16 protein-coding genes are annotated in these 14,514 nt (G+C 48.6%); 9 read left to right on the top strand and 7 right to left on the bottom strand.

From position 1 onward, the window contains the following. The first annotated feature begins 12 nt into the window (after positions 1 to 12). Genes def through hisG form a run of 6 tightly spaced genes read left to right on the top strand, consistent with a single transcriptional unit; the run spans position 13 to position 4,632 of the window. Entirely contained in the window at positions 13 to 573 is a 561-nt protein-coding gene (def, locus tag AC8GFK_RS03625; RefSeq protein WP_095673555.1) for a peptide deformylase, read from the top strand. Continuing rightward, positions 574 to 1,479, top strand: a complete 906-nt coding sequence (gene fmt, locus AC8GFK_RS03620) for a methionyl-tRNA formyltransferase (RefSeq protein WP_506624701.1) — start codon at positions 574 to 576, stop codon at positions 1,477 to 1,479. It abuts the gene before it with no gap. Further along, positions 1,463 to 2,827 carry a transcription antitermination factor NusB gene (locus AC8GFK_RS03615; protein WP_506625783.1) on the top strand — a complete coding sequence of 455 codons (1,365 nt, stop codon included), beginning with the start codon at positions 1,463 to 1,465 and terminating at the stop codon, positions 2,825 to 2,827. Before fmt ends, AC8GFK_RS03615 begins: the two co-directional genes overlap by 17 nt. A gap of 9 nt (positions 2,828 to 2,836) precedes the next feature. Further along, positions 2,837 to 3,508: a ribulose-phosphate 3-epimerase gene (rpe, locus tag AC8GFK_RS03610; protein WP_506624700.1), complete on the top strand. Its 672-nt coding sequence runs from the start codon at positions 2,837 to 2,839 to the stop codon at positions 3,506 to 3,508. After that, a complete protein-coding gene (locus tag AC8GFK_RS03605; protein WP_506624699.1) occupies positions 3,505 to 3,768 on the top strand; it encodes a phosphoribosyl-ATP diphosphatase in 264 nt (87 codons plus the stop codon). The genes rpe and AC8GFK_RS03605 overlap by 4 nt, the downstream gene beginning before the upstream one ends. An 18-nt stretch (positions 3,769 to 3,786) precedes the next feature. Continuing rightward, positions 3,787 to 4,632: an ATP phosphoribosyltransferase gene (gene hisG, locus AC8GFK_RS03600; RefSeq protein ID WP_506624698.1), complete on the top strand. Its 846-nt coding sequence runs from the start codon at positions 3,787 to 3,789 to the stop codon at positions 4,630 to 4,632. On the opposite strand, the gene serB is transcribed toward hisG, so the two are convergent. Beyond that, entirely contained in the window at positions 4,633 to 5,859 is a 1,227-nt protein-coding gene (gene serB / locus AC8GFK_RS03595) for a phosphoserine phosphatase SerB (protein ID WP_506624697.1), read from the bottom strand. 59 nt (positions 5,860 to 5,918) lie between these two features. Between serB and AC8GFK_RS03590 the strand changes: the two genes are divergently transcribed. After that, the gene (locus tag AC8GFK_RS03590; RefSeq protein WP_506624696.1) at positions 5,919 to 6,707 is read left to right on the top strand and encodes an ABC transporter ATP-binding protein; all 789 of its coding nucleotides are present in this window, start codon (positions 5,919 to 5,921) and stop codon (positions 6,705 to 6,707) included. Continuing rightward, positions 6,613 to 7,317, top strand: a complete 705-nt coding sequence (locus AC8GFK_RS03585) for a uracil-DNA glycosylase (protein ID WP_506624695.1) — start codon at positions 6,613 to 6,615, stop codon at positions 7,315 to 7,317. The genes AC8GFK_RS03590 and AC8GFK_RS03585 overlap by 95 nt, the downstream gene beginning before the upstream one ends. 54 nt (positions 7,318 to 7,371) lie before the next feature. On the opposite strand, the gene AC8GFK_RS03580 is transcribed toward AC8GFK_RS03585, so the two are convergent. Both AC8GFK_RS03580 and yczE read right to left on the bottom strand, forming a co-directional pair. Beyond that, the gene (locus AC8GFK_RS03580; RefSeq protein WP_506624694.1) at positions 7,372 to 8,808 is read right to left on the bottom strand and encodes an NCS2 family permease; all 1,437 of its coding nucleotides are present in this window, start codon (positions 8,806 to 8,808) and stop codon (positions 7,372 to 7,374) included. 103 nt (positions 8,809 to 8,911) lie between these two features. Next, complete coding sequence (yczE, locus tag AC8GFK_RS03575) at positions 8,912 to 9,580, bottom strand: membrane protein YczE (protein ID WP_506624693.1); 669 nt, start codon at positions 9,578 to 9,580, stop codon at positions 8,912 to 8,914. A 22-nt stretch (positions 9,581 to 9,602) separates the two neighbouring features. Here yczE and AC8GFK_RS03570 point away from each other — a divergent pair, with 22 nt between their 5' ends. Further along, positions 9,603 to 10,337, top strand: coding sequence for a DUF554 domain-containing protein (locus AC8GFK_RS03570; protein ID WP_506624692.1), 735 nt, complete (start codon positions 9,603 to 9,605; stop codon positions 10,335 to 10,337). Between the two features lie 20 nt (positions 10,338 to 10,357). Here the strand turns inward: AC8GFK_RS03570 and AC8GFK_RS03565 are convergent, their stop codons facing one another. From AC8GFK_RS03565 to AC8GFK_RS03550, 4 genes are read right to left on the bottom strand one after another with little or no spacing between them, the layout of a single operon-like run. After that, entirely contained in the window at positions 10,358 to 11,398 is a 1,041-nt protein-coding gene (locus AC8GFK_RS03565; protein WP_506624691.1) for an NAD(P)-dependent alcohol dehydrogenase, read from the bottom strand. Positions 11,399 to 11,412: 14 nt separating this feature from the next. Further along, positions 11,413 to 12,057 (bottom strand): thymidine kinase, encoded by a 645-nt coding sequence (locus tag AC8GFK_RS03560; protein WP_506624690.1) that lies wholly within the window; start codon positions 12,055 to 12,057, stop codon positions 11,413 to 11,415. A 23-nt stretch (positions 12,058 to 12,080) separates the two neighbouring features. Next, positions 12,081 to 13,949, bottom strand: coding sequence for an acyltransferase family protein (locus AC8GFK_RS03555; RefSeq protein ID WP_506624689.1), 1,869 nt, complete (start codon positions 13,947 to 13,949; stop codon positions 12,081 to 12,083). Further along, a complete protein-coding gene (locus AC8GFK_RS03550; RefSeq protein WP_506625782.1) occupies positions 13,949 to 14,476 on the bottom strand; it encodes an adenine phosphoribosyltransferase in 528 nt (175 codons plus the stop codon). The genes AC8GFK_RS03555 and AC8GFK_RS03550 overlap by 1 nt, the downstream gene beginning before the upstream one ends. Positions 14,477 to 14,514: the final 38 nt, after the last annotated feature.

Below are 14,514 nucleotides of genomic sequence, written 5' to 3'. Positions count from 1 at the left end.
TAGGATAAGCACATGTCCATCATGCCGATTCGCCACTTTGGCGATCCCGTACTCGTTACACCGGCCTCTGAGGTAATTGATTTCGATAAGGAACTTCGCGTTCTTGTAAAAGATCTCACCGAAACGATGCTCGATGCACCAGGTGCGGGTCTCGCCGCCCCTCAAATTGGTGTTCCACTTCGCGTATTTGTCTGGGATGTCGATGAAGCGTTGGGACATCTCATCAATCCAACTCTCGACCTTAGTGAAGAACTCCAAGACGGAGATGAAGGTTGCTTGAGCTTTCCTGATCTGGTTTACCCAACACCTCGCGCATTTAGAGCTGTTGCAAAGGGTTTCAATATGCACGGCGAACCAATTACTGTTGAAGGAACTGAGTTACTGGCCCGAGCTTTGCAACACGAAACAGATCACCTCAATGGAATTCTCTTTATTGATCGCCTCTCCGAGGAAGATCGAAAGCTCGCCATGAAAGAGATTCGTGAATCAGATTGGTTCGGCATGGCTAATTCAGCAGGCATGCAGCCGCAGATTAAAGTCTCACCGCACGATCCCTTCGGCAGAGGGCTTTAATTGAAGATAGTTGTGGCGGCAACGCCCGATGTGGCTATTCCCACTTTAAATTGGTTGATCACTTCAGAGCATCAATTGCTATCTGTTATTACTCAGCCCGACCGCCCTGCAGGACGAGGACGAACTCTCAAGGAGTCAGTGATTTCCGAGTGGGCTCGTGATAACGATGTACCTTGCTTCAAGCCTGCTTCGGTAACGGAAACAGCCACTCTCATAGAAGGTGCTGATGTTCTTTTGACGATTGGTTATGGCGTGCTTCTTCCCAAAGAACTACTGAGCATTCCTATGCATGGTTGTCTCAACCTTCACTTCTCACTCCTTCCACGCTGGCGGGGAGCTGCTCCAGTCCAGCGAGCAATCGAGGCCGGAGATCCTGTTTCTGGAGTAACGGTCTTTCAATTAGATCCTGGAATGGATACTGGCCCCATCTATTCAGTAAAGAGATTTGCGCTTGATTCAGATATCACGAGTGATGAACTATTTTCAGAGTTAGGCGCACTTGGTGTCGAAGCAGTCGAAGATTCTCTGAACGCTATCAAGGCTGGAATTCGCCCTGAACCACAGAAGAGCGACGGCGCCACTCGAGCCATGAAGATTTCTAAAGAGGAATGTGAAATTAACTGGAACCTCGATGCCCAATTGATTTCTCAAAAGATTAGAGCGTTCACATCTTCACCGGGTGCCTGGACTCGATTCCGCGGCGAAGTAGTAAAGATAGATTCGGTGAATATTTCCAAAGAGACTCTTCAACCTGGCGTGTTAAAGGTAGTCAATAAGGAGCTCCTTGTAGGAACTTCCTCCAATGCAGTTTCAATAGGTTTCTTGACTCCAGCGGGGAAGTCGCGAATGGATGCCAAGTCCTGGCTCAACGGTGCGCGTTTAGGTGATGGTGAACTCTTTGGTTAAAGCACGCCGAGACTCATTCAAATCTCCTAAACCAGATGCACCTCGCGTCTTGGTCTACGACATTCTCTCTGAAGTAAACCGACGCGGGGGATATTCGAACCTACTTCTACCGCAAGCGCTTAACGCAAGTAATTTCGAACAGCGAGATAAAGGTTTCATCACTGAACTTCTTTACGGAACTTTGCGTATGCAAGGGCGTCACGATTACATACTCTCCCAAGTCTCTGATCGGCCTTGGTCTGAAGTCGATGAAGGAATCGTTGATATCTGCAGATTAGGTGTTCATCAACTCTTTGAAATGCGCGTTGCTACTCACGCTGCAGTATCTGCAACTGTCGAGCTTGCACGTAAGGTCATCGGTGAATCTAAAGCCTCTTTCGTCAACGCGATTCTTCGTAAAGTCAGTGCCAAGACGTTAGAAGAGTGGCTTGAGCCTGTCTTAGCCATGAAGGACCCGGTGTCCAGACTTTCAATTCAATATTCACATCCAGAATGGATTGTCTCTGCCTATTTTGACCTTCTTAAAGATTACGCAAGAGTCGAGGAAGAGTTGGGTGCAAATAACATCCCGGCAACGCCAACGCTTGTTTCATGGCCAGGATCTTCAACTCAAGAAGAACTTGTTTCTGAAGGCGCAATAGCAACTCGTTTCTCACCTTATGGTGCGAAATTTGAAGGAGCGCCTGGTTCCCTCGATTTGATTCGTCATCGCAAGGCCGGAGTTCAGGACGAAGGCTCACAGTTAGTTGCTCTTGCCTTTTCGCAAGCAACCAAATCTGCCAAAACCGTTCTCGATCTCTGTGCTGGTCCTGGCGGTAAAGCCGCCCTCATCTCTCATATTTGTGATGTAGAAGGTCGAGATTTCGTAGCAAACGAAGTATCTGAGGCGCGAGCAAAGCTAGTCAAGAATGTTGTTGGAAAGTTTCCGGTCTGGGTGGGAGACGGTCGAGAAATTTCCTCACATGGACGGAAGTTCGATGCGATTATCGCTGACGTTCCTTGTACTGGTCTTGGCGCTTTGCGTCGACGCCCTGAAGTTCGCTGGCGCAGAACTGTTCAAGATTTGCGTGCACTGACTGAGTTACAGTTAGAGCTCGCTAATTCGGCCATCGCCAATCTCTCTGATGATGGCATCTTCGGCTATGCAACGTGTAGTCCTCACTTTGCTGAAACCTTTGGTCAGGTAAAGATGATTCTTAAGGCGCATCCTGAGCTGGAGCAAATTGATGTTGCCCCTTTCTTGCCGGCAAACCTGCAAGGTGCCGTGCGCGATAGAGCGATGGCTCTCTGGACCAGTGTGCATGACACGGATTCAATGTTTCTCGCGCTCTTTAAGAAGAAGGCTTAGGCTGAACACATGAGCGGGCACATTCGCATAACTCCGAGCATCCTTAACGCTGACTTTGGACACCTAGATCAAGAGATAGCCAAGATTGCCCCTGTTAGTGATTTCATACACCTCGATGTCATGGACAATGTCTTCGTCCCCAACTTCACCTTTGATTTTGCCTCGGCTTCAAAGATTATTGCCGCCTCACCAATCCCTATTGATGCCCACTTAATGGTGGCGGATGTTGATTCGATTGCTATTGATTATGCAGTTGCAGGAGCCGCCAGTGTGACGATTCATGCTGAAGCTACTGCTGATATCTCTTCAACCCTTAAAGGAATCAAAAGCCACGGCGCGAGAGCAGCGCTTGCAGTAAAGCCAGGAACAGCGATTGATCAATACTCTGAAATTCTCGACGACGTCGATATGTTCTTAATCATGACAGTCGAACCTGGTTTTGGTGGACAGAAATTCATGGAATCGATGATGGAGAAGGTTCGAATAACGCGTAAAATTATTGGTTCACGCCCTATCTGGCTCCAAGTAGATGGTGGAATTTCACTTGAAACCATTGAAATCGCAGTTGCAGCCGGTGCTGATACCTTCGTCGCTGGAAGCGCTGTATTTAACGCTGAGGATCCTGCAAAAATGGTAAATGCTCTTCGCGAGCGAGCCATCTCCAGTAAACTCGCACCATGAAATCTTTTGATCAGCTCTGGCAAGAGTTGGCACAGAAGGCGGTAGACCGCCCTGAGGGCTCTGGCACGGTAGCTGCTCTCGATGCCGGAGTCCACAGCATCGGTAAGAAGATTCTTGAAGAGGCTGGCGAAGTCTGGCTTGCAGCTGAGCATGAGTCCGATGAGGCGTTAGCTGAAGAAATCAGTCAGCTCATTTACCATCTTCAAACTTTGATGCTTGCACGAGGCTTAACGCCTGCTGATATCTATAAGTTTCTTTAATAATTGCTAGGGGAGAAGATGTTACGAATAGCTGTTCCTAATAAAGGCTCACTGGCCGATGCATCCATAGCGATTCTAAAAGAGGCTGGCTATAGACAACGCACCGATTCTCGCGATCTGGTTCTCGCGGACCCAGATAACTCGGTTGAGTTCTATTATCTTCGCCCGCGCGATATCGCGATATATGTAGGTTCTGGCGAACTAGAGGCTGGGATAACTGGACGTGACTTGCTGATTGATTCAGGAGCTAAAGCTGAAGAAGTTCTCGCACTTGATTTCGGTTCGTCGACTTTTAGGTTTGCAGCACCCGCTAGCACCCAGTGGAAGCCTTCAGATATCGCAGGAAAGCGCGTTGCAACTGCCTATCCTGGACTTGTTGAAAAACACCTTGCGGATCTGAATATTTCGGCATCTGTCGTACGCCTCGATGGCGCAGTCGAAAGTAGCGTTCGTCTTGGAGTCGCAGATCTCATCGCTGACGTTGTAAGTACCGGTAATACTTTGAAGCAAGCAGGACTTGCAATTTTCGGAGAACCAATCTTGGTTTCTGAGGCGATCGTCATCAAGAGATCAGGCTCAGAGTTACCAGCAGGACTTGAAATTCTCATTCGACGTCTGCAGGGCGTTGTCACTGCGCGTCAATATGTTCTTCTTGATTACGATATTCCAACATCGAGCGTTGATAAAGCTTGTTCGATTACTCCAGGCCTTGAATCTCCCACAATCTCGCCATTACAGAAGGCGGATTGGGTGGCTGTTCGCGCAATGGTTCTTCGCAAAGATACTAATCGTCTGATGGATGAACTGTGGGCACTTGGTGCCCGCGGAATTCTTGTCACAGATATTCACGCCTGCAGACTCTAATTACTTTCGCTGCGCGCCAGCTTCTTCAATATCTTCACGCGAAATTCCGAGGAGATAGAGAACTGAATCTAAGTATGGCGCGCTGACAGAACTTGCCGCCGCTGCCTTAACTGCTGGCTTCGCGTTGAATGCTATTCCAAGTCCCGCAATCGAAATCATGTCGAGATCATTTGCACCATCACCGATTGCAACAGTCTGCTCAAGTTGGACGCCTTCGATTTCAGCAAAATCTCTGAGAGCGGTTGCCTTGGCTGCTCGATCAATAATTGGCTCAATGACCTTACCTGTTAACTTCCCATCGATGATTTCAAGGGTATTGGCACGGTAATGGGCAATGCCTAGCTCTTTAACGAGCGGCTCGATAACTGAGACGAATCCACCTGAGACGACAGCAACGCTATGCCCGAGTTGATGGAGAGTTTTCACAAGTGTTCGCGCACCAGGTGTAAGCGCGATTTCCTTTTGAACTTCGGTAATGACAGATTCAGGTAGACCTGCAAGCAGAGCCACTCGTGCACGAAGGCTCTCGGTAAAGTCGAGCTCGCCTCTCATTGCTGAGTCGGTAATCTCTCTTACCTTCTCCTGAACTCCTGCCTTGTTGGCGAGTAGTTCGATGACCTCTTGTTGAATCAGGGTTGAATCAACGTCCATGACAACGAGCTTCTTAGCCCAACGCATCAGACCGCCGGGGGACACGGCAATATCAACAGAGTGCGCAGTCGTAACTTCAGCAAGGCATGCGCGGATATCTGTTTGGTCCGCATCTGAAACGATGAATTCGATCGCAGTGATTGGGTAGCTTGCAGTGCGATGAATTCGTTCGATATTTCCGCCGCGAGATGCAATGGCCGATGCGATTGCAGCTATGGCCGTTGGTGCCAATGGGCTGCCGAGTGCAACAACATGTACTAGGCCAGTTTTTGCTGCAATGGAAGATTGACCTTGTTCAAGGAATGAAGTCGCGATATCAACGCCGAGTTTCTGCCCACACAGTTGAAGATCTTCCTCAATTGCTTCGGAATGCGCCGGGTTGAGTGAGATAAGGACAGTCAGAATCAATCGCTCGCGGATGACAACTTGCTCAATGTCGAGAACAGTGATCGCAAATGGTGCCAGGGTCTCAAAGAGGGCCTGCGTAATTCCTGGAGTATCAATACCAGAGACGAGGATTAGGCCTGTAAATTCACTCTTTTCATCGCTCATATGGCGCAGGTTATCGCGAATCACTTACCTAAGGCTGACAATTGCGAGTGATTTTGCACCTCGACGATATATCTTTTAGCCCTATGAGTAGCCAACGCGTCCTCGAATTGAGGGAAGTTTCTGTCCGCCGTGGCGTTCGAACCATTCTTGGTCCCATCAACTTTGCAATATCTGAAGGGGAGAGATGGGTTGTTCTTGGACCCAATGGAGCCGGTAAATCGACGCTCCTTCAAATTCTTGCAACCAGAATCTTTCCAACGCAAGGCCAGGTGAAAGTCTTAGATAAAGAGATGGGCCGCGTAGATCTTTGGGAAATTCGTAACCGTATCGGCATCTGCGGAACTTTGATATCAGAAGATATTCCATACGATGAGAAAGTTCGCGATGTTGTCCTTACAGCGGCTTACGCTGTTCTTGGAAGATGGAATGAGGCTTATGACCTCTGGGATGAATCTCGTGCGGTCGCCCTTTTAACCACATTTGGCGTCAGAGATTTAGCAGATCGAGATTATGGAACTTTAAGTGATGGCGAGAAGAAACGAGTTCAGATTTCTCGGGCACTTATGGCAGATCCAGAACTCCTATTACTTGACGAACCAACCGCAGGGCTCGATTTGGGTGGGCGAGAAGATCTCTTGAAGCGCTTTTCTCAATTCGCTTCCGACCCTTCTGCGCCTGCATCGATACTTGTAACGCACCATATCGAAGAGATTCCAAGTGGAACTACGCATGCCCTCATTCTCAAAGATGGCGCAGTTGCTGTTTCAGGCCCAATTCATGAGGTCATTACGTCGGAACATATGTCGGCAGTCTTTGAACTACCTATGGAAGTTCGCAATGAAGGATCTCGCTTCTTCGCACGTGCACTCTAGTTGGGCGGCGGTTTTCGAACCGATTGATCCTCTGATTGAGGAGTTGCTCTCCAAGATCTCAGGTGAGGATTTGTCACCTTCCTTCGATTCAATTTTTCGAGCTTTCCAATCCGATCTCGAATCGATCAGATGCGTGATCGTCGGCCAAGATCCCTATCCAACGCCAGGTAATGCCATGGGGCTTGCATTTTCAACGCCACCATCAGTGGAGAAGATTCCACAAAGTTTGAGAAACATTTTTAAGGAATTGGAAGATGATCAAGCAATCACACCGCCAACCAGCGGTGATCTTTCTGCCTGGAGTGCGGCAGGTGTTCTGCTACTCAATCGGGTGCTGACAACGCGTGAAGGCGAATCGAATGCTCATTCCAATATTGGTTGGCAGCAAATAACTGATCACATTGCAGCAGAGTTAGGCAAGAGAGATGTCGTTGCAGTGCTCTGGGGCAAGCAAGCTCAAGAACTTTCAAGATTCTTCACCTACAAACTTGAAGGAGTTCATCCAAGTCCACTGAGCGCCTATAGAGGATTCTTTGGATCTAAACCTTTTGCTCAGGTAAATCAACTCTTGGTTGCACAAGGGCGAGAACCTATCAATTGGAAGTTATGAAAGAAGAAGACCCCCACCTCGAGATGAGGTGGGGGTCTTCTTCTTTTTATCTAACTAGCCAACCCACTGGTTGATTGGTGATGTGAGGAAGTAGATCATGAAGAGACCTGATACGAGGAGCATCAAAGGATGAACATCCTTGCGACGACCCTGCATGTAACGGATCACAACGTGAGTCACGAAACCTGCACCAATACCAACTGAGATGTTGTAGGTAAATGGCATCAAGATGATTGTTAGGAATGCTGGAATTGCGATTCCGTAATCTTCCCAATCGATTCCCTTAATCTGCGTCATCATCAAGAAACCAACGATGACAAGAGCTGGAGTAGCTGCTTCGTAAGGGATGATTGCTACGAGTGGTGCAAGGAAGGTTGTGAGCAAGAAGCAAACACCTGTGACCACGGATGCAAGACCTGTACGAGCTCCTTCGCCAACACCAGCAGCTGATTCGATGTAGCTGGTGTTAGAAGAGATGCTTCCAACGCCGCCGCCGACAGCTGCGAGTGAGTCAACGAGAAGAATTCGATCGTTGTTAGGAATATTTCCATCGCGATCGATGAGGTTTGCCTCGTGACCAATTGCTGTAACTGTTCCGACAGTGTCGAAGAAGTCTGAGAGCAAAAGGGTGAAGACAAGCAGGATCACAGTGATCAATGGAACGCGATCGAGTGAGCCGAAGAGGTTGAATTGGCCGAAGAGGCTGAAATCAGGTGTTGCGACTACCTTCTCAGGCATTGCAGGAACGTTGAGGTTCCATCCCTTTGGATTGACCTTACCTGTAGCTCCGTCAAAAAGTGGACCAACCTTCAGAGTTGTTTCAATGAAGACAGCAACCGCTGTTGCAACAACGATGCCGATAAGGATTGCACCCTTAACCTTCTTGACTATCAAACCGATAGTAAGGAAGAGACCAAGTGCGAAGACGACAATTGGCCAGCCGACTAGTGTTCCGCCATCGCCGAGAGTGACTGGTACTGGACCAGCTCCTGTACGACGAACGAACCCTGCGTCAACAAGACCGATAAGAGCGATGAAGAGACCGATACCAACTGAGATAGCGATCTTCAACTGTGCGGGGACTGCCTTGAAGACGGCAGTTCTAAATCCTGTGAGAACCAAAATTGTGATGATGATTCCTTCAAGAACGATGAGGCCCATGGCATCTGCCCATGTCATCTTTGATGCAATTCCAACTGCGACGAAGGTGTTGAGACCAAGTCCTGTTGCGAGTGCGAGTGGGTAGTTACCGACAACTCCCATAAGGATTGTGAGTACGCCAGCCATAAGAGCTGTCATTGCAGCGACGAGAGCTAGGTTAGGAGCATCTCCACCACCGAGGAATTTTCCATCTGCATCCTTGCTGAGACCAATGATGAGTGGATTAAGCGCCACGATATAAGCCATGGTGAAGAATGTGACGAGACCGCCACGAACTTCACGACCTACAGTGGAGCCACGTTCAGATATTTTGAAGAAACTATCGAGCATGACGAACCTTCCTGATTTTGGTAACGGGGGTGTTTGCGACCCCGTGTGAAATGACGGCTCACAGACCGAGGGAAGATGCCTGAAGGCTAGTTCAGCCGGAAGGCTACTTATGGGTTAAACGCGCCACGACCCCAAGGAAAATTGCCACAGATTGGCCGATCAAGAGGGCGAATAGGGCCGTCCCGATACCGACGGTCCCACCCATGAGCCATCCGATGATGAGAACTACGACCTCGATACCCAGGCGAACTCGTCCAACTCTGATCCCAGTCTTGTAGTGAATTCCAGTCATAGCTCCATCGCGTGGGCCTTGCCCAAGTCCACAGGTGATGTAGAGCGCTGAGCCGAGGCCAACCATCGCAATTCCAATGAGTGAAAAGAGGATGCCTGACAGAGTTGAATTCTGTTGAGGGAAGATGTGTGTTCCAACTTCGATAAAAGTCGCGATGAGAACAATATTCGAAAGCGTTCCAAAGCCAGGTTTCTCATTAAGCGGAATCCAAATCAGAAGTACAAAGACGCTGATTACGAAGGTAGCCCACCCAATACTCATGCCTGTTTTCAACGTTAAACCTTGAGAGAAGACAGTCCAGGGCGCATTACCCACATTGCCCTGAACAAGAAGTGAATCGCCGAGACCAAATATTGCAAGACCGAAGAAGAGTATGAGGACGCGGGTGGGGGAGAGTTGCCACCTATGTTCTGCACGCCATGGGGTAACCGGAACAGTCTTATGTGGCTTGAGAACGCTTAGAAGTTCGGAAAATTTCATTATGGAAGTCTATAGTTAAACAATGTTCGTAGGTCTTGGAACGCTCATCAATGTCATTGCAATTGTCATCGGATCCAGTATTGGTATCGGTGCCGGCGCTCGTTTGACTAAGAAATCTCTGAGCCTCATCACGGACATTCTTGGTCTTATCACTTTGCTCGGGGCGGCATCAGCGCTCATTCCATTATGGTCATCGAGCTTTATTGATTCACTACCGAAGGGTTCAACCCTACTCGTAATTTTAGGAGCGATGCTTATTGGCGGCCTTATCGGATCCGCACTCTCTCTTGAAAATAGATTGGATAAGTTTGGCGAAACCCTGCGCCAGAAATTCAAGGCATCAAGTGACGGACCATTCATTGAAGGATTTGTCTCGGCTTCGCTTCTCTTTGTGATTGGACCACTTGCAATTCTTGGAAGCGTGAGTGATGGAATGTCAGAGGGCTTGGATCAATTGATTCTTAAATCCTCTCTCGACTTCTTTGCAGCAATGGCTTTTGCATCATCGCTGGGATGGGGAGTTGCGGCTTCGGCTATCCCTGTTGCTATTTATCAAGGCGCCTGGACCTTGGTCGGCCTATTTTTGGGCTCAGTCCTACAGCCTTATCAGATCGATGCCATGACAATCTGTGGAGGCCTAATGCTTGTGGGCATTGGATTGCGCCTTTTGGATGTCAAAAAGATTGCAGTAGCGAACCTTTTACCAGCGCTGATTATCGCGCCAGTAATCGCCACTCTGCTACATCAATTTATCTAAATGCGAATTTATAGTCAGAATTAGATTGTTGAAGCGTCGATAACAAATCGGTACTTCACATCACTAGCAACTGTGCGTTCGTATGCCTCGTTGATGTAATCAGCTTTGATGACTTCGACGTCGCTCACAATCGATTTTTCTCCACAGAAGTTGAGCATCTCCTGTAATTGTGGAATTCCACCAATCATTGAGCCTGCAATCGAGCGTCGACCATCAAGGAGTGATCCCACATGCACCGCGTAAGGCTTTCCAGGAAGACCGATTACCACCAAGGTGCCATCGAGCTTCAAGAGTGAGACGTACTTATTGATATCAAGCTCAGCGCTGACTGTGTTTAGAATGACGTCAAAAGTCTTTACGTGCGCGGCAAATACAGAGTCATCATTAGTTGCAACGAAGTGATGGGCGCCCATTGCAAGAGCGTCATCCTTTTTATTAGGTGAATGAGAGAGAACGGTTACTTCTGCGCCCATGGCGACAGCGAACTTAACTCCCATATGGCCAAGGCCACCGAGGCCCATGACGGCGACTTTCTTGCCAGGTCCAACGTTCCAATGCTTAATTGGAGAATAGAGAGTGATTCCCGCACACAGAAGCGGTGCAACGCCTTCGAGTGGAAGATTTTCAGGAATGTGTACTGCGTAATCTTCGTTAATGACGAAGTAGTTTGAGTATCCACCCATTGCGACTGTCTTTCCATCGCGCTCGAGTTGGTTATATGTGCCGGTCATTCCTTCGAGGCAGTACTGCTGTAAACCTTGCTTGCAATTTTCACAGTTTCGGCATGAATCAACAAATACCCCAACGCCAATCTTGTCGCCAACCTTAAATTTGGTGACAGATGATCCAATGGATGTGACAGTGCCGGCGATCTCATGGCCTGGAACCATTGGGAATATCGCAGGGCCCCATTCTTCGCGTGCCTGGTGAATGTCGCTATGGCAGATTCCCGCGTATGCGATATCAAGTGCGACGTCATGAGCTCCAAGCTCGCGACGATCAAATTCGTAAGGAACGAGAGGTTTCTTTGCTTCCATCACTGCGTAGGAGCGTGTATTCATAAGTGGGACCTTTTCTACTCGTTGAATGGGAGGGGATCAGAACTTATATGGCCTGCACGCGATGCGCGCGCTGTAACCTGACGCATATGGTGGCGACGACAGAGAACTTCGTAGGCAATCTCATCGCTCTTACCGACATCGCCTACAACAACCTGTTCGCCCTCAGTGACCATGACGCCATTGACGGTGCGGGCATTGTGCGTTGCGCGGGAACCGCACCAGCAGAGAGCTTCAACCTGAAGAGTGTTTACGCGATCGGCTAGTTCGACCAGTCGCGCCGAACCCGGAAATAGCTTTGTTCTAAAGTCAGCGAGAATGCCGAATGCATAGACATCGATACCAAGTCCATCAACAATTTTGGCTAGGCCGTCAATTTGATCTGGCTGATAGAACTGAGCTTCATCGCAGATGATGTAATCGATGCGATCGCCCATCGAGAGATGTTCAACCACAAATTTATGGATATCGAGTTCAGGTTCTACCTCAATTGCATCTGATTTCAGACCTAAACGCGAACTAATAACACCTGAACCAGCTCGATCCTTGTTGGTAAAGATCAGACCTGAACGTCCCCGGCTCTTATGGTTATGCGCAGTTTGGAGAGCGAGAGTTGATTTTCCGCTATCCATTGTTCCGCAGTAGTACACCAATTCAGCCACGGCGGCATCCTGCCACTTTTTGACTACTTCTGCTCATCGGATGTCTTGCTGAGCGCACCAAGTTTTCTTAGAGCTTGCAGCAGATTAGGTGAGAGCGCACGCGCCATATCGACCGAGAGGTGCGAAGCATCGCGATAGGCAACAACGCTATCAATAACCCCGGGGCAATTACGTTCACAGAGCCAAGAAGTCGGATTGATTTTCAAGAACCCAGGGGAGAAGATCGGAGTTGAACGTTCAGAACCGTTGCAACGGTCAAGACTTCCGGATGCGATACAACTTGGAATATCTCGGTTTGGATGCGGAGTGTCGGAGATATAGATGATTCGTGGTGAACTTCCACGAAGTGAGTTATAAGTCTTGACTTGACCTTCGCGCCACCAAGATTCACGACTTGAGTACTGTGATGGAACTTCGAAGTGTTGGAACCCGCTCACAAGAACGGCATCAGGATTAATCGACTTTATTCGCTTGTAGGCATAATCACGCCACGCAAAGCAATCAGAGTTCTTATATTCGCCAGTATCTACCTTCGTGACCGCAGCCCCTGGGCATGCCGACTTGGTAAGTGAGATCAATTCGAATCTCTGCTCGCGTGCCAGCTTCTCGAGTGTTGGGAACCACTGCGCTGCATGAGAGTCACCAAAGAGAACGATCTTGCGCGCGGATCCACGAACTCCGTAAGTGCAGTCAGGGGATGTAGTTTCGCCATTATTGACATGACATCCATCGTCATAGACAGCTGGCTTCTTCATGATTTCCTGTAGAGAGATCTGCTTTCCATCCTTCAGCGTCACGATATCTGAATACGATGAATTAATTGCTAGACCCAGCGTGAGAGAAATTACCGTTGCTGCAACACCACCGCGGATCACCGTCTTCTGTGGAAATTTCGCGTGACGAAGAGGCTCTTCAATATATCGATGTGTGAGCTCGGCAAAGAGAAGCGTTGCCAATACAGCGAGGAAGCGTTCAAAAATCGTTAAATTGCGACCAAAGTAAATTGCCGGAATAACCAAGAGAGGCCAATGCCATAGATAGAGAGGATATGAAATCTCGCCTAACCACTGAACTATTCGATGGCTTCCGATGGAGTTAAGAATCTTTGGCCAAGAGTGCACTGCCGCAATTGAGATAGCTGTCGCCAAAACCGGTACGAGTGCCGCCGTTCCTGGGAATGGTGTGTTATCTCTGAACTGAAGAGTTCCGTAGATAAAGAGTGCGAGAGCAATCCAAAGGTAGTTCTGGGAGAACTTTATTCGCTGCGGTATATAAAGAAGTAGCGCACCTACTCCAAGTTCCCAAGCGCGCGTAGGTAGCGAGTAGAAAGCCCAGATTGGTTCTGTCGATGTTTGATACAAACTGAAGAGAAACGATGCAATGGAGATTGCAAGAATCCCAAAACCAACTGTTCGGCGACCCCCACGTTTGTACAGGGCGAGAATAATGAATGGCCAGAAGAGATAGAACTGTTCTTCAACAGCCAGCGACCAATAGTGAATTACTACTGGCGGAACAGCGCTGAGATTTTGATAATCCATCTGCCAGAAAGCGAATAAATAGTTAGAGATATAAATACCCGCTGCGGCAATATCTTTACCCAGATCTGCACGCATTGTCGCGGGATATAGATACCAAGCAGTTACGCCTGTTACAAAGAGAACGAAGAAAGATGTAGGCAAGAGGCGCTTGACGCGCCGGAGATAGAAGGCCTTAAGCCCAAGAGTTCCGGTCTTATCTAACTCGCGCAATAGCAATCCTGTGATGAGGTAACCGGAGATTACGTAGAAAATATCGACGCCGATATATCCACCCGATGTGATTCCAGCGTGATAAACAACGACAAGAGTTGCAGCAAAAGCGCGTAGAGCTTGAATTTGGGGGATACGCATCAGATGGTCACCAACGCATGGAGTGGAACACCTGGTGCAATCTTCTCGATCCTAGATCGGCCCTCGAGCGAGGCGATTTCAAGAAGAACCACAATGCTTGAAACTACGCCACCAGCATCTGCGATCAGTGCGACGGCGGCTTCTAAAGTGCCACCGGTTGCTAAGACATCATCAATGAGAGTCACCTTGCAACCAGGTGTTAAAGAATCCTGATGAATTTCAATCTCATCAATTCCGTACTCGAGTCCATACGAACGCGAATAAGTAGCCGATGGAAGCTTGCCCTTCTTTCTTACTGGCACAAAACCAATCTTCTTCTGCAGGGCAACAGCACTGGCAAAGATGAATCCGCGCGCTTCAATTCCTGCGGCGACTTCGGAAAGAGCATCAAGTGAAGCGATCTCGGAGATAACTCGATGGAAAGCTTCAGAATCTGCAAGAAGTGGAGTGATATCTTGAAAGAGAATTCCTGGCTTTGGATAATCAGGAATAGGGCGAATCAGTGAAAGCGCGCGACCTAAATCCATCATCGTGAATTCCACCAGGGTAAATCCATTGCTGTATC

The sequence above is a fragment of the Planktophila turicensis (SeqCode) genome, assembly GCF_965234405.1.
GTDB classification, from domain to species: Bacteria; Actinomycetota; Actinomycetes; order Nanopelagicales; family Nanopelagicaceae; genus Planktophila; species Planktophila turicensis.
This window is presented reverse-complemented; position numbering and strand designations above follow the sequence as displayed.